The sequence below is a fragment of the Tardiphaga sp. 709 genome (assembly GCF_032401055.1).
Lineage (GTDB): Bacteria > Pseudomonadota > Alphaproteobacteria > Rhizobiales > Xanthobacteraceae > Tardiphaga.
In genome coordinates this window covers 2,836,866-2,858,320 of record NZ_CP135529.1, presented here as the reverse complement: position 1 = coordinate 2,858,320, position 21,455 = coordinate 2,836,866, and the positions used below count along the sequence as shown (strand labels likewise).

General features: G+C 62.2%; 23 protein-coding genes. 16 read left to right on the top strand and 7 right to left on the bottom strand.

Annotated features, from left to right (window positions below; all coding sequences use genetic code 11):
* Nucleotides 1-58 precede the first annotated feature (58 nt).
* The 11 genes from RSO67_RS14050 (at nt 59) to RSO67_RS14000 (ending at nt 8,770) form a co-directional block, all read left to right on the top strand.
* The gene (locus RSO67_RS14050) at nt 59-1,300 is read left to right on the top strand and encodes an MFS transporter (protein ID WP_315843943.1); all 1,242 of its coding nucleotides are present in this window, start codon (nt 59-61) and stop codon (nt 1,298-1,300) included.
* Between the two features lie 112 nt (nt 1,301-1,412).
* Nucleotides 1,413-2,012, top strand: coding sequence for a superoxide dismutase (locus tag RSO67_RS14045; RefSeq protein ID WP_115032938.1), 600 nt, complete (start codon nt 1,413-1,415; stop codon nt 2,010-2,012).
* 170 nt (nt 2,013-2,182) lie between these two features.
* The gene (gene crcB / locus RSO67_RS14040) at nt 2,183-2,557 is read left to right on the top strand and encodes a fluoride efflux transporter CrcB (protein ID WP_315843942.1); all 375 of its coding nucleotides are present in this window, start codon (nt 2,183-2,185) and stop codon (nt 2,555-2,557) included.
* An 89-nt stretch (nt 2,558-2,646) separates the two neighbouring features.
* A complete protein-coding gene (locus RSO67_RS14035) occupies nt 2,647-2,859 on the top strand; it encodes a hypothetical protein (protein ID WP_315844248.1) in 213 nt (70 codons plus the stop codon).
* On the top strand, nt 2,856-3,614 hold the full coding sequence (locus RSO67_RS14030; protein WP_315843941.1) for an ABC transporter ATP-binding protein: 759 nt from the start codon (nt 2,856-2,858) through the stop codon (nt 3,612-3,614). Before RSO67_RS14035 ends, RSO67_RS14030 begins: the two co-directional genes overlap by 4 nt.
* Nucleotides 3,615-3,619: 5 nt before the next feature.
* The gene (locus tag RSO67_RS14025; protein WP_315843940.1) at nt 3,620-4,489 is read left to right on the top strand and encodes a metal ABC transporter permease; all 870 of its coding nucleotides are present in this window, start codon (nt 3,620-3,622) and stop codon (nt 4,487-4,489) included.
* An 11-nt stretch (nt 4,490-4,500) separates the two neighbouring features.
* Nucleotides 4,501-5,394 carry a metal ABC transporter substrate-binding protein gene (locus tag RSO67_RS14020; protein ID WP_315843939.1) on the top strand — a complete coding sequence of 298 codons (894 nt, stop codon included), beginning with the start codon at nt 4,501-4,503 and terminating at the stop codon, nt 5,392-5,394.
* A gap of 55 nt (nt 5,395-5,449) precedes the next feature.
* The gene (locus tag RSO67_RS14015) at nt 5,450-6,490 is read left to right on the top strand and encodes a CobW family GTP-binding protein (protein WP_231079121.1); all 1,041 of its coding nucleotides are present in this window, start codon (nt 5,450-5,452) and stop codon (nt 6,488-6,490) included.
* Nucleotides 6,490-7,512 (top strand): WD40 repeat domain-containing protein, encoded by a 1,023-nt coding sequence (locus tag RSO67_RS14010; protein ID WP_410001855.1) that lies wholly within the window; start codon nt 6,490-6,492, stop codon nt 7,510-7,512. Before RSO67_RS14015 ends, RSO67_RS14010 begins: the two co-directional genes overlap by 1 nt.
* A gap of 96 nt (nt 7,513-7,608) precedes the next feature.
* Nucleotides 7,609-8,325: an MgtC/SapB family protein gene (locus RSO67_RS14005; protein ID WP_315843938.1), complete on the top strand. Its 717-nt coding sequence runs from the start codon at nt 7,609-7,611 to the stop codon at nt 8,323-8,325.
* Between the two features lie 106 nt (nt 8,326-8,431).
* A complete protein-coding gene (locus RSO67_RS14000) occupies nt 8,432-8,770 on the top strand; it encodes a hypothetical protein (protein WP_315843937.1) in 339 nt (112 codons plus the stop codon).
* A gap of 24 nt (nt 8,771-8,794) precedes the next feature.
* Here the strand turns inward: RSO67_RS14000 and RSO67_RS13995 are convergent, their stop codons facing one another.
* The gene (locus RSO67_RS13995) at nt 8,795-9,280 is read right to left on the bottom strand and encodes a MaoC family dehydratase (RefSeq protein WP_410001888.1); all 486 of its coding nucleotides are present in this window, start codon (nt 9,278-9,280) and stop codon (nt 8,795-8,797) included.
* A 218-nt stretch (nt 9,281-9,498) separates the two neighbouring features.
* On the opposite strand from RSO67_RS13995, the gene RSO67_RS13990 reads away from it, so the two are divergent.
* Entirely contained in the window at nt 9,499-10,239 is a 741-nt protein-coding gene (locus RSO67_RS13990) for an acetoacetate decarboxylase (RefSeq protein ID WP_315843935.1), read from the top strand.
* 159 nt (nt 10,240-10,398) lie between these two features.
* On the opposite strand, the gene RSO67_RS13985 is transcribed toward RSO67_RS13990, so the two are convergent.
* From RSO67_RS13985 to RSO67_RS13960, 6 genes are all read right to left on the bottom strand, one after another.
* Nucleotides 10,399-11,844 carry a homospermidine synthase gene (locus tag RSO67_RS13985; RefSeq protein WP_315843934.1) on the bottom strand — a complete coding sequence of 482 codons (1,446 nt, stop codon included), beginning with the start codon at nt 11,842-11,844 and terminating at the stop codon, nt 10,399-10,401.
* 128 nt (nt 11,845-11,972) lie between these two features.
* Nucleotides 11,973-12,377: a nucleoside diphosphate kinase regulator gene (rnk, locus tag RSO67_RS13980; protein ID WP_315843933.1), complete on the bottom strand. Its 405-nt coding sequence runs from the start codon at nt 12,375-12,377 to the stop codon at nt 11,973-11,975.
* Between the two features lie 271 nt (nt 12,378-12,648).
* Nucleotides 12,649-13,035 carry a RidA family protein gene (locus tag RSO67_RS13975; RefSeq protein WP_231079129.1) on the bottom strand — a complete coding sequence of 129 codons (387 nt, stop codon included), beginning with the start codon at nt 13,033-13,035 and terminating at the stop codon, nt 12,649-12,651.
* A 54-nt stretch (nt 13,036-13,089) separates the two neighbouring features.
* A complete protein-coding gene (locus RSO67_RS13970; RefSeq protein WP_315843932.1) occupies nt 13,090-13,686 on the bottom strand; it encodes an N-acetyltransferase in 597 nt (198 codons plus the stop codon).
* A gap of 148 nt (nt 13,687-13,834) precedes the next feature.
* A complete protein-coding gene (locus RSO67_RS13965) occupies nt 13,835-14,977 on the bottom strand; it encodes a type III PLP-dependent enzyme (protein WP_068728986.1) in 1,143 nt (380 codons plus the stop codon).
* An 874-nt stretch (nt 14,978-15,851) separates the two neighbouring features.
* Nucleotides 15,852-16,103 (bottom strand): hypothetical protein, encoded by a 252-nt coding sequence (locus RSO67_RS13960; RefSeq protein ID WP_068728984.1) that lies wholly within the window; start codon nt 16,101-16,103, stop codon nt 15,852-15,854.
* Between the two features lie 131 nt (nt 16,104-16,234).
* Between RSO67_RS13960 and RSO67_RS13955 the strand changes: the two genes are divergently transcribed.
* From RSO67_RS13955 to hemH, 4 genes are all read left to right on the top strand, one after another.
* Nucleotides 16,235-18,325, top strand: a complete 2,091-nt coding sequence (locus RSO67_RS13955) for a M3 family metallopeptidase (protein ID WP_315843931.1) — start codon at nt 16,235-16,237, stop codon at nt 18,323-18,325.
* 13 nt (nt 18,326-18,338) lie between these two features.
* A complete protein-coding gene (locus tag RSO67_RS13950) occupies nt 18,339-18,974 on the top strand; it encodes a DUF1007 family protein (RefSeq protein ID WP_315843930.1) in 636 nt (211 codons plus the stop codon).
* 167 nt (nt 18,975-19,141) lie between these two features.
* Nucleotides 19,142-20,233 carry a nickel/cobalt transporter gene (locus RSO67_RS13945; protein ID WP_410001887.1) on the top strand — a complete coding sequence of 364 codons (1,092 nt, stop codon included), beginning with the start codon at nt 19,142-19,144 and terminating at the stop codon, nt 20,231-20,233.
* A 71-nt stretch (nt 20,234-20,304) separates the two neighbouring features.
* Nucleotides 20,305-21,342, top strand: a complete 1,038-nt coding sequence (gene hemH, locus RSO67_RS13940; protein WP_315843928.1) for a ferrochelatase — start codon at nt 20,305-20,307, stop codon at nt 21,340-21,342.
* Nucleotides 21,343-21,455: the final 113 nt, after the last annotated feature.

The following is a 21,455-nucleotide window of genomic DNA, read 5'->3' as shown; positions in this document are numbered from 1 at the left end:
CCTGTCGAATCCAGTGCTTATCTGAGAATAATATTCTAGGGATCAAGGAAACGTTGGAATGACCGAGGCGGAGCTCTCCAAATACCAGCGCTGGGCGATTTTGGCCGGCGCGGCGACGCTGCTCAGCCTGGCCATGGGCATGCGCCAGAGCTTCGGCCTGTTTCAACCCTCGATTCTGCGCGACACCGCAATCACCACGGCCGATTTCTCGCTGGCCACCGCTTTGCAGAACGTGATCTGGGGCATCTCGCAGCCCTTCGTCGGTGCCATCGCCGATCGTTTCGGTACCCGTCACGTGATGATCATCGGCGTTTTGATTTATGCGGCCGGCCTCGTCTTCATGATGGTCGCGACCACGCCGCTGGTTTTCATCCTGGGCGCCGGCCTGTGTGTCGGCCTCGCACTGTCCTGTACTGCATCGAGCATGACCATGACGGTGGCCTCGCGCAGTGTGTCCGCTGCCAAGCGCAGTGTCACCATGGGTGCTGTGTCGGCCGCCGGCTCGCTTGGCCTCGTCATTGCCTCACCGCTGGCGCAGACGTTGATCTCGACTGCCGGTTGGCAGGTCGCACTGATCGGCTTCCTCGGTCTGGTTGCTGTAATGGTTCCTGCCGCATTGTTTGCCGGCCAGTCCGACAAGATCGAACGCGCAGCGATCGACGAGCTGCCGCAGTCGATGGGCGAAGTGGTGCAGTCCGCGCTCGGACATTCCGGCTATATCGTGCTCGCGCTGTCGTTCTTTGTCTGCGGCCTGCAGCTCGTCTTTATCACCACGCATCTGCCGAATTATCTGGCGATCTGCGGCCTCGACGCGTCGCTCGGCGCGACAGCGCTGGCGGTAGTCGGTCTGTTCAATGTGTTTGGTTCCTATGCCTTTGGCTGGCTCGGTGGCCGGTATCCGAAGCAGATTTTGCTCGGCGGAATTTACATCGTCCGCTCGCTGGCGCTCGCCACCTACTTCTATTTTCCGGCAACTCCTACCACGACCATGATTTTCGCGGCCGTGCTGGGATCGCTGTGGCTTGGCGTGGTGCCGCTGGTGAACGGCCTCGTGGCACAGTTGTTCGGCCTGCGCTTCATGGCCACGCTCACCGGTATCGCCTTCCTCAGCCATCAGGCAGGATCTTTCCTCGGCGCCTGGGGCGGTGGAATGATCTTCTCGCATCTCGGCAATTACGACCGTGCGTGGCAATTCGCCGTCGTGATCGGGCTGATCGCCGGATGCTTCCAGATGCTGATGAACGTGAAGCCACCGGTGCGACGCGATGCGGTCCCCGCTGCAATGCCGAGTGCCGCCTGATCGCGGAGGGGGAAGCGATCGAGATCGCGAAGATGGGAGTGTCGGAGCCGGACGGAACCTTCTATAAGGGTTCCCGTTAAGCCAACTCTCCCATTATTGCGGATCTGGACCCATGACCTTCACGCTTCCCAACCTGCCTTACGCCTATGACGCGCTCGCGCCGCATATGTCGAAGGAAACGCTGGAATTCCATCACGATAAGCACCATCAGGCTTACGTGACCAACGGCAATAACCTGCTGAAGGGCACCGAATTCGAAGGCAAATCGCTTGAAGAAATCGTGAAGGGCTCGTTCGGCAAGAATGCCGCGCTCTTCAACAATGCCGGCCAGCACTACAACCATCTCCACTTCTGGAACTGGATGAAGCCGAACGGCGGTGGCGACAAGCTGCCCGGCCGTCTGGAGAAGAAGATCACAGAGGATCTCGGCGGTCTCGAGAAGTTCAAGACCGACTTCGCCGCCGCAGGCGTCGGCCAGTTCGGCTCCGGCTGGGCCTGGCTCTCGGTCAAGAACGGCAAGCTGGAAATCTCCAAGACCGCGAACGGCGAAAGCCCGCTGGTCCATGGCGCGACCCCGATCCTCGGCGTCGACGTCTGGGAGCACTCCTACTACATCGACTATCGCAATCGTCGTCCGGACTATCTCAAGGCGTTCGTCGATCACCTTGTGAACTGGGACTATGTCGACGAGCAGTTCGGCAAGGCGGTCTGATCGCTTTCGATTTGCGTTTAATGACGCGTGGGAAGGGCGGTGGCGCAAGCTGCCGCCTTTTTTCGTTGTCGTGACGTTTTCGTGTCTTGGTCGGCCTGCCGCGACTTGCCGCCGCAGGCACGCTGCGGCAGAACGGAATGATGTGAGCCACCAAGCGCAGCGGGTGTTCGATGAATTATGTTTTGGTTTTTGTCGGCGGCGGGCTTGGCGCTACCTTGCGCTATGTCATCAACATGACCTGCGCCCGCTGCATGGGGATGGCATTCCCGTGGGGCACCTTCATCATCAATGTCACCGGCTCCGCGGTGATGGGCCTGATTGCCGGCTATCTCGCTTTCAAGGGCGAGGCCTCGCAGCCATGGCGGTTGTTCCTGATGACCGGCATCCTCGGCGGCTACACGACCTTTTCGGCCTTTTCACTGGATACGGCAGTGCTCTGTGAGCGCGGCGAATTGGGCCTCGCCCTGGCCTATGTGCTGGGCTCGGTGGTGCTGTCGATTGCCGGGCTCTTTGCCGGCCTGGCGCTGGTCCGCCACTTCGCTTGAGCCCTCTCGGGCTTGCGGTATGTTATATTATAACATAAATGAGGGTCAGGCGCCTTGGCGCCGGAGATTCATTGGCCAGGCCCGATTTCATGGCGCATTCCCATTCCCACGGTCATGACCATTCCGATGGTCACGCGCGCGGCCACGGTCATACCCACAGCCACGGCCCGGCAAGCCCGCATCCGGCCCAGCCAGCGCCCTGGTCGATCCTGCGCATGACGTTGCCGGCACGCCTCGGGGCGGCACTGGTGGTCTCCTCAGCGCTCTGGGCGGTGGTTCTGCTGGCGATGAGGCCATCATGACGGCACAGCTCGCTTTCCAGAATGTCACACTGGGCTATGACCGGCATCCGGCGGTGCATCACCTCAATGGCGAGATCGCAGCTGGCAGTTTGCTCGCGGTGGTCGGGCCGAACGGCGCCGGCAAATCCACGCTGTTTCGCGGCATCGTCGGCATCCTGAAGCCGCTGACGGGCGCGATCACGCTTGGCGGACTGAAGGCACGCGACATCGCTTACCTGCCGCAGAGCGTCGATATCGACCGCACATTCCCTATCTCGGTGTTCGACTTCGTTGGCACCGGCCTGTGGCGCGCGACGGGCATATTCGGCGGCCTTGGCAAGACCGCGCGCGCGCAAATAGGACAGGCGCTCGCCTCCGTCGGCCTCAATGGATTCGAGAACCGCAATATCGGCACGCTGTCAGGCGGCCAGATGCAGCGGATGCTGTTTGCGCGGGTATTGTTGCAGGACGCACGCGTCATCGTGCTCGACGAGCCGTTCAATGCGATCGACACCAAGACGTCGGCGGATCTGATTGCGCTGGTGCGTCACTGGCACGCGGAAAAGCGTACAGTGCTGGCGGCACTGCACGATATGGAGACCGTGCGCGCGCATTTTCCGGAGACGCTGCTGTTGGCGCGTGGCTCTGTCGCCTGGGGACCAACCCAACAAGTGCTGACGGCGGATAACCTGCTCGAGGCGCGGCGCATGTGTGAAGCCTTCGATGACGGTGCTGGTACCTGCGTCGTCGATCCCGCACATTCACGGGCGGCCTGATCGACATGCTTTACGATGCGCTGATCGCGCCTTTCCTCGAATTTGAATTCATGCGTCGTGCATTGGCCGGCGTCATCGCGCTCGCGCTTGGCGGTGCGCCGATCGGCGTGTTCCTGATGCTGCGGCGGATGAGCCTCGTCGGCGACGCGATGGCACATGCGATCCTGCCAGGGGCGGCGATCGGCTTCCTGTTCTCCGGGCTCAACCTGTTCGCGATGACGTTTGGTGGCCTGATTGCAGGCTTTTCCGTCGCACTGCTGGCGGGCCTGGTCTCGCGTGTCACCGTCATCAAGGAAGATGCGTCGCTTGCAGCCTTCTATCTCGTATCACTGGCAGTCGGTGTCACGATCGTTTCGATGCGCGGCACCAATATCGATCTGCTGCATGTGCTGTTCGGCAACATTCTCGCGCTCGACGATCAGACGCTGCTGGTGATCGCCTTCAACGCGACGATCACACTGGTGGTGATGGCGGTCATCTATCGCCCGCTGGTGATCGAATGCGTCGATCCGGTGTTTCTGCGCACGGTCTCGCGCGCCGGTGCACCCGCGCATCTGGCGTTTCTCGCGCTGGTCGTCGTCAATCTCGTCAACGGCTTTCATGCGCTCGGTACGCTGCTCGCGGTGGGACTGATGATTCTGCCGGCGGGGATCGCCCGGTTCTGGTCGCGCGATATCACGGGGATGATGATGATCTCCGTCGCGAGCGCGATGATCTCCGGTTACTTCGGTCTGGTGCTGTCGTTCCAGACCAAGGTGCCGTCCGGTCCCGCGATCATTCTGGTCGCTGCGGTGCTGTATGTGTTTTCGGTTTTGTTCGGCAATGTCAGTGGCTTGGTGAGGCAGCTATTCCCCGGCCGGCATCTTGAGGCGTAGGTGTGTCAGTCATGCGGAAATGCAGCGTATTTGTCCTTTGTGCCGTCCTGTCGCTCGTCAATGCGATCGTCCCGGCGCGTGCGCAGGACAAGACCCAGGACAGGATCGATGTCGTCGCCAGCTTCTCCATCCTGGGTGACTTCGTGCGCAATGTCGGTGGCGAGCGAGTCGCTGTCACGACCCTGGTCGGCCCGAATGGCGATGCGCATGTCTACACACCGACGCCGCGTGACGCGAAAAAGATCGCCGACGCGAAGCTCGTTGTCGTCAACGGCCTCGGCTTCGAAGGCTGGTTGCCGCGGCTGGTCAAATCATCGGGTGGTAAGGCTGTCATCGTCACCGCAACCCAGGGCATCGCACCGCGCAAGCTCGACTCGCACGAGGACCCGCATGCGTGGCAGTCTGTGGGCAATGCCAGGATCTACGTCGCAAACATTCGCGATGCGCTGGTCAAGGCCGATCCGGCCGGTGCGGACACCTACAAGGCGAATGCCGAGGTCTATCTCGCGAAGCTAGCCGTCCTAGATAATGACGTGAAGGCGGCCATCGCTACCATTCCCGCGGCACACCGCAAGGTGATCTCGACCCATGACGCCTTCGGCTATTTCGCAGCAGCCTATGGCATCGAATTTATTGCGCCGCAGGGCGTTTCGACGGATTCCGAGCCCAGCGCCAAGGATATCGCGGTCATCATCACCCAGCTCAAGATCTCGAAAATTCCGGCGGTTTTTCTGGAAAACATCGCCGATCCCCGGCTGATGCGCCGGATTGCCGCCGAGACCGGGGCAAAAATCGGCGGAACGCTGTATTCCGACAGCCTGACGCCCGAAAACGGCGATGCACCCACTTACATTGATATGGTCAGGCACAATATAAAGGCGCTGACGAGCGCGCTGACCAGTTAGCGCAGGGGCACCCCTGCTGCCGGCGCTGCCCCTGAAAAGACCCGCCGGAGAAATCATGTCTGAAGCGACTGCCAACAAAATTCCCGTGACCGTGCTGACCGGCTATCTCGGCGCCGGCAAGACCACCCTCCTGAACCGCATCCTGTCGGAAAACCACGGCAAGAAATACGCTGTGATCGTCAACGAATTCGGCGAGATCGGCATCGACAACGACCTCATCATCGGCGCGGACGAAGAAGTGTTCGAGATGAACAACGGCTGTGTCTGCTGCACCGTGCGCGGCGACCTCGTGCGCATTCTCGACGGCCTGATGAAGCGCAAGGGCAAGTTCGACGCGATCATCGTCGAGACCACGGGTCTCGCCGATCCCGCGCCGGTCGCGCAGACCTTCTTCGTCGACGAGGATGTGCAGGCCCATGCGCGGCTCGATGCCGTCGTGACCGTAGCCGATGCCAAATGGCTGAGCGACCGCCTCAAGGACGCGCCGGAAGCGAAGAATCAGATCGCCTTTGCCGACGTCATCGTGCTGAACAAGATCGATCTGGTCTCGAAGGCTGAGCTCGCCGAAGTCGAAGCGCGCATCCGCGCGATCAACCCCTATGCCAAGCTGCACAAGACCGAACGCGCGCAGGTGAAGCTGTCCGACGTGCTGGAGCGCGGCGCGTTCGATCTCGATCGTATTCTGGAGATTGAACCGGAATTCCTCAACGCGGACGACGGTCACGATCATCATGACCACGATCACGGCCATCATCACCACGATCACGGTCATGGCGGGCTGAAGCACTACCACGACGAGGACATGCACTCGATGTCGCTGCGCACCGACAAGGCGCTCGATGCCTCGACCTTCATGCCCTGGCTGCAGGACCTGATGGCCAAGGAGGGCGGCAAGATTCTGCGCTCCAAGGGCATCCTGTCGTTCTCTGGCGACGATGACCGCTACGTGTTTCAGGGCGTGCACATGATGCTGGAAGGCGATCATCAGCGGCCGTGGAAGGATGGCGAGAAGCGCGAAAGCCGCCTCGTCTTCATCGGTCGCGATCTGCCCGAGCAGTTAATCCGCGACGGCTTCGAACGCTGCATCCCCGCCTGATGATGTCCGATTTCAATCCGCTGCAGGAGCAGGAATCCATCGTTTCGGTCACCGACCGCGTGCTGCCGGTGGCCATCGGTGCGTCGGTCACATCAGTGCATTTTCTCGGTGACAAGGCTGCCTTCGTTGGCGCCGAGGAGAAAGTCACATTGGTCGATCCGGCGGGTGCCATGTCGCCCGTCGAGGTCGCATTCGGTGGCATCCTGTGCTCGACCTCCGACGGCAAGCGCATCGTCATGGGCTGTGACGACGGCAAGGTCGTCGTGCTCGACCGCGACGGCGCAGTCTCGACCTTTGCGACCGACGCCAAGAGGCGCTGGATCGACAGTGTAGCTTTGCATCCCGACGGCGCTGTTGCGTGGTCGGCGGGCAAGACGGCCTTCGTGCAGGCGCCGAAGGGCGAGGTGAAATTCTTCGAGGTGCCATCGACCGTTGGCGGCCTTGCATTCGCGCCCAAAGGGCTGCGGCTCGCGATAGCCCACTACAACGGCGTGACGCTATGGTTTCCCAACATGGCCGGCAATGCCGAAGTGCTGGAATGGGCCGGTTCGCATCTCGGCGTGACCTTCAGCCCGGACAACAAGTTTCTGGTCACCGCAATGCATGAGCCGGCGCTGCATGGCTGGCGTCTCGTGGACGGCAAGCACATGCGCATGACCGGCTATCCGGCACGCGTGCGCTCCATTGCCTGGAGCGCCGGCGGCAAGGGTCTGGCAACCTCGGGCGCCGATACGGTTATCATCTGGCCGTTCGCGAGCAAGGACGGCCCGATGGGCAAGGAGCCGGCGATGCTGGCGCCGCTCAAGGCCAAGGTCACCATGGTGGCCTGTCATCCCAAGCAGGACATCCTGGCCGCCGGTTACAGTGACGGCACCATCCTGATGGTCCGCATGACCGACGGCGCGGAAATTCTGGTGCGGGCCAACAAGGGGCAGCCCGTCAGCGCGCTGGCCTGGAATGCCAAGGGTACGCTGCTGGCTTTTGCCGATCAGGACGGCGACGCCGGGTTGCTGGAGCTGTAGCTCTTTCACCTCCCCTGTGGGGAGAGGGAGTTCACGACGGTTGGTGCGAGGCGGCATTGTCATCCGCCCGTCACTTCCTGTACGCATGCAGGCATCATGCGATTTTTGGCGACATTCCAGACTTACGACTTCCTCGATACGCTGCTCAGCCTGGCCACGGCCTTTGTGCTGGGCACGCTGATCGGTGCGGAGCGACAATATCGCCAGCGCACCGCGGGCCTGCGCACCAATGTACTGGTGGCGCTCGGGGCGGCCGCTTTCGTCGATCTTGCGATGCAGCTGCACGGTGCCGATGGCGCGGTGCGCGTGATCGCCTATGTCGTCTCCGGCATCGGCTTTCTCGGTGCGGGCGTCATCATGAAGGAAGGCACCAATGTGCGCGGCCTCAATACGGCGGCGACGCTGTGGAGTTCCGCGGCGGTCGGCTCCTGCGCCGGCGCGGACATGATCGCACAGGCTATCGCGCTTACGTTTTTCGTGCTGGCCGGCAATACGCTGCTGCGGCCGCTGGTGAATGCGATCAACCGGGCGCCGCTGGACGCGAAGTCGTCGGAAGTGACCTACTACGTGCGGCTCACGGTCTCGCCCGAGGTAGTACCCGAGATGCGCGAGCGCCTGCAGGAGACGCTGGAAGCCGCAAAATATCCAGTCGGCGATGTCGATGTGATCGAGCAGAGCGACACCCAGCAGGAGATCGTCGCCACGCTGGTCTCGACGGCCGTCGATCCCAAGGAGCTGGATGCTGTGGCCGCCCGGCTCGAGGCGTATGCGGGTGTGCGCAACGCCACATGGGACGTCAGCACCAAGGACTAGTCGTCCAAAAGAAGTCCAAGGCGCCATCGGCGATCTGCGACTTTCCGGCTCGGGAACTTTGGCGGCGGGCTCCCGTTGTCACCGCACATTAACTGCGGTGGATGCCATGATCTCGACGACCCAGATGCGCGTGTTCCGGACTTATTTCGCGATCGCGATCTTGGCGACGGCTGCAGGATTGGGCGCATCGACGTCGGCAATGGCGCGGCTCACGCTGACACCACAATCCGCGCGACTGGCGCAGGCGACGCCGCCGTTGCAGTCGACACCAGGTGCTGAAAGCAAGCCAGCAGCACCGTCTGAGCCGGCGACAACCGGCCAGCGTCCGCAGGAGACCCCGCCGCAGCCGGCCCGTCCGGATGCAGAAGCGCGAGATGCCGGTGCCAAGCCGGCGCTGCCGCCGGCGCCTGCGGAGAAAACGGCGCCGCCGATTACGGCGAAGTAGTCATACGCTGAGCGAGCGATGCGTTCAGTCGGTGTTGGGATCCAGCAGCGCCAGCGTGATCCAGTACGCTTCTAAAGCCGGTTTGGTCACACCTTCCACTTCGATAACCGCATCCCAGGCCGATTGCAGCGAAACCACGCGTTCGGTCAGCTTGACCAAGCGAAACTTGCCGCGCACCCGCGTGCCGGATTTGACCGGACTGTTGAACCGCACGCGCTCGAAGCCATGGTTGACGCCCATCCGCGTTCGCTCGACGCCCGGCATCGCATCGAAAGCCAGCGTCGACAGCAATGACAACGTTAGAAATCCATGGGCGATCGTACCGCCAAACGGCGTCTCAGCCTTGGCGCGCTCGGGATCGGTGTGGATGAACTGATGATCGCGGGTGGCGTCTGCAAACGTATCGATCATCGTCTGATCGACCATCAGCCATTCCGACACGAGTTCGGGTCCGTTGAGTAGCTTGCGATATTGTTCCAGCGGAATCAGCTTGGCGCGGATCGCTTCCATTTCGGCTGCACGTCTCTCGTCTGACACTCCGGCTTCCCAATATTTGCGCCCGTCATGGACGGCGTTTCAAACGGCACTTTTTAAGCTCATATGTCATCGTGGTCTCGTGTTTTCACGTGTCCACGGCGGCTGGCTGGGTCAGATGCCCGCAATCTAGTCTCGCCAGCTTCACCGGTCGCCTCCATACTCCCTGCGCACGAGATCACAGGGGGGGCTTCATGAAAATCGACGACGTCCGACGCAACGCCTATTCGATGCCGCTGACCAATCCGTCGTTTCCGCCCGGGCCCTACAAATTCTACGACCGCGAATATTTTATCATCAGCTATCGCACCGACATGGAAGCGCTGCAGGCCGTGGTGCCGGAGCCGCTCGAAATCGTCGATAATATCGTGAAATACGAATTCATCCGCATGCCGGATTCCACCGGCTTCGGCGACTACACCGAAACCGGGCAGGCGATTCCGGTGCGCCTCAATGGCGTCGAGGGTGTCTATATCCACTCGATGTATCTCGACGACGATGCGCCGATTGCGGGCGGCCGCGAGCTTTGGGGCTTCCCGAAGAAGCGCGCGACGCCAAAGATCGCCGTGGAAAGCGACGTGCTGGTCGGCACGCTGCATTACGGTTCGGTGCTCTGTGCGTCCGGCACCATGGGCTACAAACATCGCCCGGTGGATCATGACACGGTGATGCATGCGCTGACGGTGCCGAACTTTATTCTCAAGATCATCCCGCATGTCGACGGCACACCGCGCATCTGCGAGCTGGTGCGCTATCACCTGGAAGAGATCAATCTGAAGGAAGCCTGGACCGGACCCGCGGCACTCGGGCTGTTCCCGCATGCGCTGGCGGATGTGGCGCGTTTGCCGGTGAAAGAGGTCGTGTCGGCGTTGCACTTCAAGTGCGACCTGACGTTGGGATTGGGCGAAGTGGCGTTTGATTATCTAGCGAAATAGGGAGCGGGCGCCTCTGTCCGACCCTCATGGTGAGGAGGCGCTTCTTCAGCGCTGTCTCGAACCATGAGGGCACGGAGCCCGCGGCCATCCTTCGAGACGCAAATGGCGGCTGCGAGATGCAGCCGCCATTTGCTCCTCAGGATGAGGGCGGAGTGTTCGCTAACGCACCAGCACGTTCTTGAACTGCCAGGGATCACTCGTGTCGATATCTTCCGGGAACAGGCCCGGGCGACCTTCGAGCGGCGTCCAGTCGGTGTAATAGCCCTTCACCGGGCCGAGATAGGGCGTCTGGATCTCCAGCAGACGCTCGAAGTCGATCTCGTCGGCCTCGACGATGCCTTCGTTCGGGTGCTCCAGCGCCCAGACCATGCCGCCGAGCACGGCCGAGGTCACCTGCAGGCCGGTGGCGTTCTGATAGGGCGCGAGTTCACGCGTCTCCTCGATGGAGAGCTGCGAGCCGAACCAGTAGGCATTGTTGCCGTGGCCGTAGAGCAGCACACCGAGTTCGTCGATGCCGTCGACGATTTCGTTTTCGTCGAGGATGTGGTGCTTCGTCTGCATCTTGCCGGAGCCGAACATCTCGTGCAGCGACAGCACGGCATCGTCCGCCGGATGATAGGCATAGTGGCAGGTAGGCCGGAAGACCGCGGTGCCCGAAGCGTCACGCACCGTGAAATAATCGGAGATCGAGATCGACTCGTTGTGGGTGACGAGGAAGCCGTATTGCGCGCCGCGCGTCGGGCACCAGGTGCGCACGCGCGTATTGGCTCCGGGCTGCATCAGGTAGATCGCAGCGCCGCAGCCGGCCTCATGCGTGTGTGCATTCTCCGGCATCCACTTTTCATGGGTGCCCCAGCCGAGTTCGGACGGCTGTACGCCTTCCGAGAGGAAGCCTTCGACCGACCAGGTGTTGACGAAGACCTCCGGCGGCTTCGGCGACTTGGAGCGTTGCGTGTCGCGCTCAGCGATGTGGACGCCCTTGATGCCGGCCTGCCGCATCAGGTCCGCCCATTCGGCCTTGGTCTTCGGCTGCGGGGCATTGAGCTTCAGGTCGGAAGCAACGTTCAGCAGCGCCTGCTTGACGAAAAAGGAGACCATGCCGGGGTTGGCGCCGCAGCAGGAGACGGCTGTGGTCGAGCCGGGCTTACGTGCCTTCTTGGCGGCCAGCGTCGTTTCGCGCAACGCGTAGTTGGAGCGCGCTTCGGCGCCCTTCGAGGCGTCGAAATAGAAGCCGAGCCAAGGCTCGTTGACCGTGTCGATGTAGAGCGCGCCAAGCTCGTTGCAGAGCTCCATGATATCGACCGAGCCGGTATCGACCGACAGGTTCACGCAGAAGCCCTGGCCGCCGCCTTCGGTGAGCAGCGGCGTTAGCAGTTCGCGATAATTCTCCCGGGTCAGCCCCTGCTGGATGAAGCGCAGGCCATGCTTGTCGCACAGCGCCTTGCGGCCCTCATCCTTGGGGTCGAGCACGGTGATGCGCGACTTGTCGTAGTCGAGATGCCGCTCAATCATTGGCACCATGCCTTTGCCGATCGAGCCGAAGCCGACGATCACGATGGGGCCAGTGATCTTCGCGTAGATCGGCGAGGCGGGGGATGAGGACATCAGCTTCTAACTCCAGACAGGATCAAGATGAACGCGCTGCGTCTTGCGCGGTTGGGAAAGGACAGTGACGATGTGACATCAGAATGAAATTTCGGGAATGAAATCTCGATGCCAGTATTAAATGCAGCTCAGCGCCGTGTGCCGACCGAGAGAACGGTCAGCGAACGTGGTTCCCCCGAGGGCGTCTCGAATGTAATGGACTGCCCCGCAGAAAGGCCGATAAGCGCGGCTCCGATCGGGGTCAATACCGAAATTCGCCCGGCGTCCACGTCGGCGGAGGTCGGATAGACCAGTGTGACGTGCTTTTCCTGCCCGCTGATATCGTCGCGGAACGTCACATCGGACTCCATGCCGACGATCCCGGGCAATGGATGAGCGTCAGGCACGATCGTCGCGCGCTCAACTTCGCCGGCCAGAAAGTCGGCGGTCACAGGGTATTTCTCTGCAGCGGCGTCAGCTAGCACGCCGAGACGCTCACGGTCGCTACGGCGGAGTGTGATGGGCGGCAGCTCAGTGCGAAGGGTATGGATCATGGGTTTCACAGCCAAATGACGCCCGGCGCGCAAAGCGCCCGAGCATGCCAAGAATGATGAGGATGCTGAAATCGAACAAGCCCGGACGGCACGCGCGCGTGCGCCCGGGTCACATTCCTGCTTGAAGGTGACCGGCGCGGAGCAGTAAGCGGTTGCGGGGCAGGTTCGTCATGATGGCCGAAACCTATGTATCCTGCACTGAAAGTCAACCGGCGATGGCGCCGTTGATAGCAGCGACGTCCAACGGATGTGTCTGACGCGCGGTTGACGATCAGCTGCGCCGCTTGGCGGTCACTTCGATTTCGACTTTCATCTCGGGCTTGTAGAGCCCGGCGACCACGAGAAGCGTGGCAGCGGGCCTGATCTCGCCGAGATGGGCGCCGGTCACCGCGAACACCTTGTCGGCGTCGCTGGCGTCGGTGATGTAGTAGATCGCGCGCACGATATCGGCCATGGCAAAGCCGGCCTCCTTCAGCGCGGCTTCAATGGTCTTGAAGCAGTTCTGTGTCTGTGCCGTGACATCGGCCGGCAAGATCATGGTGGTGTAATCGTAGCCGGTGGTTCCGGACACGAAGCAGAAATCGCCGTCGACCACCGCACGGCTGTAGCCAGCGGTCTTTTCGAATGGCGATCCGGTGGAAATCAGTTTGCGCGTCATTACCGGGCTCTCCTGCAGAGGTGAGCCCCGCAATGCCGTGTCTTGGTGGTCAAATCAAGCTGCGTGGGCCAGACCGGCAGGCTCAGCAGCCTTGCGGACCCATTTACCGCTTCCGAAGATGATGCCGCGGGCGCCATCCAGCGCTCCGGGCTTCAGTTCGAGGCCGAGCAGGCGGTCGCGCTCGAACGGGCCGGGCAGCGCCAGATCGGTCATTTTCCGGGGCATGAAGCCGAAGCGAGCGTAATAAGGGGCGTCGCCGAGCAGCACGACGGCACCGTGGCCGCGCGCCGAGGCCTCGGCGATCGCGTGATTCATCAACGCGGCGCCAAGGCCAAGGTCGCGGGCACCCGGATCGACCGCCAGGGGGCCGAGCATCAGTGCTGCTCGGCCCCCGGCGTCGACATGCCAAAGCCTGATCGTGCCGACCAGCCTGCCATGCACCACCGCCGAGAAGGCCAGGCCTTCGGCGGGCAGTCGTCCGTCACGCAGTCGCTGGCAGGTGCGGGCATGGCGCGAAGCGCCGAAGCACACATCCAGCAGAGATTCACGGGCGGCGACGTCGGAGCCACGTTCCGCACGGATCTCGTACGAAGGGGCTGCGATGGGCAGGGCAACAGTGTTGTTCGTGGCGGTCTCGTGCAGATCGGTCATGGCATGTCGGTCCCCACTCCGTTTTTCAGGCGGAGTGTTGTCATCCAGAATTGGAAGGTGACGGGATGAGAGCCGGCGGGCCGGCTCTCCGATTAGTCATATCCGGGGTGGATGCCCGATATAGTGAGCGACGTCAGATTTACAACGCTCAGATATGGAAGGTGCGCAGCGGCGGGAAGCCGTTGAACGCCACCGCCGAATAGGTCGACGTATAGGCGCCGGTGCCTTCGATCAGCAGCTTGTCGCCGATCTCGAGCGTCACGGGCAGTGGATACGGCAGCTTCTCATACATCACGTCGGCCGAATCGCAGGTCGGGCCGGCGAGCACGCAGGGTGTCATCTCGGCGCCGTCATGCGGCGTCTTGATGGCGTAGCGGATCGACTCGTCCATGGTCTCGGCGAGACCGCCGAACTTGCCGATGTCCAGATACACCCAGCGCACATCGTCCTCGTCGCTCTTCTTCGAGATCAGAACGACTTCGGCTTCGATGATGCCGGCATTGCCGACCATGCCGCGACCCGGCTCGATGATGGTCTCCGGAATCGCGTTGCCGAAGTGCTTGCGCAGCGCACGGAAGATCGAACGGCCGTACTGCACGACCGCCGGGACTTCCTTGAGGTACTTGGTCGGGAAGCCGCCGCCCATATTGACCATGGACAGGTTGATCCCGCGCTCGGCGCAGTCACGGAACACCGACGAGGCCATCGCCAGCGCGCGGTCCCATGCCTTCACCTTGCGCTGCTGCGAGCCGACATGGAACGAAATGCCATAGGGCTCCAGGCCAAGACGCTTGGCGAGGTCCAGCACGTCGACAGCCATTTCCGGATCGCAGCCGAACTTGCGCGACAGCGGCCACTCGGCGCCGGCGCAATCGTAGAGGATGCGGCAGAACACGCGGGCGCCGGGAGCGGCGCGCGCGATCTTCTCAACTTCAGCGGCGCAGTCGACCGAGAATAGGCCGATGCCGAGCGCATGGGCGCGCGCGATGTCGCGTTCCTTCTTGATGGTGTTGCCGAAAGAGATGCGGTCCGGCGTGGCGCCAGCGTCGAGCGCCATCTGGATTTCCTGCACCGACGCGCAGTCGAAGCACGAGCCCATCGAGGCCAGCAGCGACAGCACTTCCGGCGCCGGGTTTGCCTTCACCGCGTAGAACACGCGGCTGTCGGGCAAAGCCTTCGCAAAGCTCTGGAAGTTGTCGCGCACGACTTCGAGGTCGACGACGAGGCACGGCTCGACATCGGTGCCCTCGTTGCGGCGGGCGCGGAGGAATTCCTGAATACGTTCGGTCATAGCACTCTCCCAAACGGCCCTGCGAAAGGGTCACGTTCAAAAAATGATGACGGTTCAGCGCTTTCGGACCCAGGCACGCGATGGAGGCGTGACAAAGCCAAAAGTACAGACCGTAAGTGCTGCCGTGGATTGGTTGGGGGGGACCCTACCGCACACCTGGCAATGAAGGACAAGCCTCTTCGGTATTCGCGCTGGCTGTTGGAAAGCCAGCAGAGACCAAAAAAGCCCGCTCCGTCGTTGCTTTAAGTCGCGTCCCCCGTTGAGAACGAGGTGCGCCGGTTCGCCTCCGGCTGCCAGTCACGGTTGCAAAGAACAAAGTCACCTTCAACGGCATCTCTGGAGAGAGATGCTGGCCTTTCGCAAAACTCCGCGAACGACCCTCGGCTTCTTCATCCCTTGGCGGCTGTCCGGCCTCTTGTCCGGATACCTACCGACTGACACACGACCACAGGCACGTGCGAAATTGGGCAAGACCGGAAATAGGTTCTTTGACCCTGCTACGCAACAATTTTTTTGGGCTGTGGGGCATTTTATTCAACGCCATCGCGCAGCGTTGCAAACGAGACGCACTCAGCGCGCTCAACATGAACGGATGTTAAGTTCGGTTAAGGAATTGGCGTAGTCTGAGGCTGGCGTGGAGTGCTGAACTACACCAGCGTCACGTTCCTGTAGTCGTCCTCTCGTGCGGCTGTGATCTCGCTCTCGGTGTCTTCCTCCGCAAGGGGGAGGATTCCGTAAACGCTACAGCCGGCGACGAATCACGAGCAGCCCGGGTGACTGGCGCTCGACTCAAGCACGCAATCGCGCGCCTGGCTGGGCAATGACGGTCGAGTGTGAGGAAGCCGGAGAGTGGAGCTGCGCGGGCGCGCAGCGATCAGCCGCGGCGGGTGAACGGCTCGATCCGCGCGGCGGTGCGCAGGAAGGCGACCATGATGGCGACGCCGCACAGGAACAGGCAGACTTGCAGGATGTGCTCGCCGGTGGTGGAGAGGCCGAACAGGATCGACAGCGCCCAGCCGCCCGCGAAGGCGGCGCCGAACACTTCCGCGCCGATCAGGATCGCCGCCGAGATGACGGTGATGACGCTGGGCCAGTAGATGCGGCGGGGGGCGGTGGAGGTGGTCATAATCTCAAGGTCCTGTTTCGGGCCGCAATCTCTCCGAAAAAGCCTGCTGCGGCAAGCACTAAAGGGCCCAAAAAAGCCCCATCGCGTGGTATAGATCGACGCATTCTCTGGGCTTCAAAGCAGGATTTCTTATGTCAGAAACGTCGGTCTCGCCGGTTGCGTCGAAAGGTCACGAAAATCCGCTTCTGAAAGCCTGGCAGACCCCGTTCGAGACCCCGCCATTCGACGAGATCAGGCCCGAGCACTTCATGCCGGCCTTCGAACAGGCGTTTTTCGACCATTCGGCCGAGATTGCCGCGATCGTGAACGATCCGGCCGCGCCTGACTTTGCCAATACGATCACGGCGCTGGAGCGCTCCGGCAAGTTGCTCAGCCGCGTGGCGTCGGTGTTCTACGATCTGGTGTCGGCGCATTCCAATCCGGCGATCCTGGAGATCGACAAGGACGTGTCGTCGCGGATGGCGCGGCACTGGAATCCGATCATGATGAATGCCGTGCTGTTCGGCCGCATCGTGGCGCTGCACGACAAGCGCGCCGAGCTCGGCCTCACCACAGAGCAGATGCGTCTCCTGGAGCGGACCTATACGCGCTTTCATCGTTCGGGCGCCGGCCTCGACGAGGCCGCCAAGGCGCGGATGGCCGAGATCAACGAGCGGCTGGCGCATCTCGGCACCAGCTTTAGCCATCATCTGCTGGGCGACGAGCAGGAGTGGTTCATGGAGCTCGGCGAAGGCGATCTCGATGGGCTCGCCGAGAGCTTCGTCGCCTCTGCCAGGGCCTCGGCCGACGAGCGCGGCATGACCGGCAAGGCGATCATCACCACGTCGCGCTCATCGATGGAGCCGTTCCTGAAGAGCTCAGCGCGGCGCGACCTGCGCGAGCGGGCCTACAAGGCCTTCATCCAGCGCGGCAACAACGGCAATGCCAACGACAACAACGACACCATCGTCGAAATCCTGAAGCTGCGCGAAGAGACCGCGAAGATCCTGGGCTTCCCGACCTTCGCCGCCTACCGCCTGGAAGACTCCATGGCAAAGACGCCGGAAGCCGTGCGCGGTCTGCTGGAGCGCGTCTGGAAGCCGGCCCGCGCCCGCGCACTGGCCGACCGCGATGCGCTGCAGGAGCTGATTGCGGAGGAGGGGGGCAACTTCAAGCTCGCCGCCTGGGATTGGCGCTATTATGCCGAAAAGCTGCGCCAGCGCCGCGCCAATTTCGATGATGCGGCGATCAAACCCTATCTCACGCTCGACCATATGATCGCGGCGCAATTCGACACCGCGACGCGCTTGTTCGGTATCACCTTCGCCGAGCGCAAGGACGTGCCGGTCTGGCATCCCGACGTTCGCGTCTGGGAGGTCAAAGATGCCAAGGGGGCGCTCAAGGCTATCTTCTATGGCGACTACTTCGCCCGGCCGTCGAAGCGCTCCGGCGCCTGGATGACCTCGCTGCGCGACCAGCAGAAGCTCGACGGCGACGTGGCGCCGCTGGTGCTGAACATCTGCAACTTCGCGAAGGGCACCGACGGCCAGCCATCGCTGCTGTCGCCGGACGATGCGCGCACGCTGTTCCATGAATTCGGCCATGGCCTGCACGGCATGCTGTCCAACGTCACCTATCCCTCGCTGTCGGGCACCTCGGTGTTCACCGACTTCGTCGAACTGCCGTCGCAGCTCTATGAACACTGGCAGGAGCAGCCGCAGGTGCTGCAGACCTTCGCCAAGCACTACCAGACCGGTGAGCCGCTGCCCGACGATCTGCTGAAGCGGTTCATCGCTGCCCGCAAGTTCAATCAGGGCTTTGCCACGGTGGAGTTCGTGTCATCCGCGCTGATCGATCTCGAATTCCACACCCAGCCGGCTTCGGCCTTCGCCGATGTCGCGGCCTTCGAGAAGAAGGAGCTGGAGAAAATCGGTATGCCCGAGGAAATCGCGCTGCGGCACCGCCCGACCCAGTTCGGACACATCTTCTCAGGCGATCATTATGCGTCTGGCTACTACAGCTACATGTGGTCCGAAGTGATGGATGCGGACGCCTTCGGCGCCTTCGAGGAAGCCGGCAATATCTTTGATCCCGTGGTGGCCAAGCGATTGCATGACGACATCTATTCGTCGGGCGGTTCTGTCGATCCGGAAGCGGCCTATATTGCATTCCGCGGTCGTGCCCCGGCACCGGATGCGCTGCTGCGGCGGCGTGGGTTGCTGGAAGAGCCTGAGGCGGCGTGAGGTGATGCTTCTGATGAACCGCTTTCTCGGTCTGATCGCGATCATGGCTGCGCTGGCCGGCGGCATCACCGCCGCCTCCGCCCACCCGCATGTCTTTGTCACGGCATCGAGCGAACTAATCTACGCGCCGGACGGCACCATCACCGGCGTGCGCCATGCCTGGGTGTTCGACGACATGTTCTCGACCTATGCGTTGCAGGGCATCGAGAGCAAGACCAAGGGCGTCTATACCCGCGAGGAACTGGCGCCGCTGGCCCAGACCAATGTGGAGTCGCTGAAGGAATTCGCCTTCTTCACCTTCGCCAAGGTCGAGGGTAAGAAGCAGCGCTTCAACGATCCCGTCGACTATTATCTGGAGAAGCGTGACGCCGCGCTGGTGCTGCACTTCACGCTGCCGTTCAAGACGCCGTTCAAAGCCAAGAAGATGGAGCTGGAAATCTTCGATCCGAGCTTCTTCGTCGATTTCGGTCTGGAGAAGAAAGATCCGATCAAGCTGGCCGGCGCGCCGGCCTCCTGCACGATGGCGATCCAGCGCCCGTCGGACGGCGCCGCCAAGGCGCAGACCATGAATGAAGACACCTTCATGAATGGCGAGAACAGCAATTACGGCGCCATGTTCGCCAACAAGATCACGGTCGATTGCCCATGAGTGTAACTTCATCGACAGGTCTCTCCCCGCGTCATGCCCGGGCTTGTCCCGGGCATCCACGCCTAGACACCGGCATCCGGAAGACGTGGATGGCCGGGACAAGCCCGGCCACGACGAGCGGATGGAGTGTCGTTCTTGTTTGTGCGGCAGTGCTGGTCGTCGCCGCCATGACCGACGCTTCGCTGCATCACGCTCTCGCGCAAAATCCCTTCGGAGCGCCGAAAGGCGTGCCGGACTCACAGGTCGGCGGCATCATCGGCTGGCTGCTCACCAAGCAGTCCGAATTCTATCGCGCGATGTCGGCGACCATCCGTGCTGCGAAGTCCGACGGCAGCGCGGTGTGGACGCTGCTGGCGATCTCCTTTGCCTACGGCATCTTCCACGCCGCCGGCCCCGGCCACGGCAAGGCGGTGATCTCGTCCTATCTGGTCGCTAATGAAGAGACCGCCAGGCGCGGCATTGCGTTGTCCTTCGTCTCGGCGCTGATGCAGGCGCTGGTGGCGATGCTGATTGTCGGCATTGGCGCGTGGCTGCTGAATGTCACCGCCAAGACCATGTGCAGCACCGAGCGCTGGGTAGAAATCGCCAGCTACGGCCTGATCGCGGCGTTCGGCGCGCGGCTGGTCTGGAGCAAGGGGCGCGGCTTTGTCCGTGCGTTGCGACCGTCGCTGCCGGCTGCCGGCCCACAGCTCGCGATGGCGCATGCCAGCGCGTCCGCGCATACGCACGATCACGGCCATGACCACCATCACCACGAGCACGCTCATAGCCACGCGCATGCTCATGCGCACGCCCATACGGCGCATGCCGAGGCGACGGCTTCAGCACATGCGCACCATGACCACAGTCATCACGATCACGTTCATGACGAGCATTGCGGCCATTCCCACGGCCCGACGCCGGACCAGCTCGCAGGCCCCGGCGGCTGGGCGCGCGGACTGTCGGCCGTGTTCACGGTGGGCATCCGGCCGTGTTCCGGCGCGATCCTCGTGCTGGTCTTCGCGCTGGCGCAGGGCATGTTCTGGGCCGGCATCGCTGCTACTTTCGTGATGGGTCTGGGAACCGCGATTACCGTGGCGACCATTGCCGTCATCGCCGTCTCCGCCAAGGGCCTTGCCGGCCGTCTGGCCGGTGGCCGCGATGGCAGCGGCGCGCTGGTGATGCGGGGGATTGAGTTCGGCGCGGCGGCGCTCGTGATGCTGTTTGGCGTTGGTCTGCTGCTGGGCTATGTCGCGGCCGAACGCGTCACCTGTTTCTGATCGCTGTCCTGCCCTGATGGACAGTCCGTCGTCTTGACAAGGTCAAGCCAAAGCGCGAAGCCACCGGCATCATGACAAATGTCGTTTCCCTCGAGCAGCCACCGGCCTCCACCCTGGAGATACCGGAACGCGTCGGCGTCTTGCTGGTCAATCTCGGAACTCCCGACACGGCGGATACTCGCGGCGTGCGCGTCTATCTCAGAGAGTTCCTGTCCGATCCACGCGTGATCGAGAACCAGGGTCTGCTGTGGAAGCTGATCCTCAACGGCATCATCCTGACCACACGGCCGCGCCGCAAGGCCAAGGACTATCTGAAGATCTGGAACACGGAGAAGAACGAGTCTCCGCTGAAGACGATTACCCGTGCGCAGTCGGACAAGCTGGCTGCGTCGCTCGATAGTCATACCCATCTTGTGGTGGACTGGGCGATGCGCTACGGCAATCCGTCGATCCGTTCCCGCATCGCTGAACTCACCGCAAAGGGCTGCAACCGCATTCTGGTGGTGCCGCTCTATCCGCAATATTCTGCCGCGACCTCTGCGACCGTCTGCGACGAAGTGTTCCGCGTGCTCGGTACCATGCGGGCGCAGCCGACGCTGCGGGTCACGCCGCCTTATTATGACGAGCCGGATTATATCGGCGCGCTGGCGATCTCGATCGAGAAGCATCTGGCGACGCTGTCCTTCGTGCCGGAAATGATCGTGGCGTCGTTCCACGGCATGCCGCAGAAATATATCGACAAGGGCGATCCCTATCAGGCGCAGTGCGTGGCCACGGCCGAAGCGCTGCGCAAGCGGCTTGGACCGGACGCGCCGAAGCTGCTGCTGACCTTCCAGTCCCGTTTCGGCTTCGATGCCTGGCTTCAGCCGTATACGGACAAGACCATCGAGCAACTCGCCAAGGACGGTGTGCGTCGCATTGCCGTCGTAATGCCTGGCTTCTCGGCCGACTGTCTGGAAACGCTGGAAGAAATCGCGCAGGAGAATTGCGAGATCTTCATGCACAATGGCGGCGAGCAATTCTCTGCGATCCCCTGCCTCAACGATAGTGATGAGGGTATGGATACGATCCGCCAGCTGGTGCTGCGCGAGCTGCAGGGCTGGATCTAGAAGCCATCAAGCTCCGCGGTCCGCGGAGTTTCCTCGCGCAGACGTGACGGCGCTCGCTTTTCCCGGTCTCGAACCTTAAAATCCTTCACGCCGACAAAACAACGAGGCGCCAT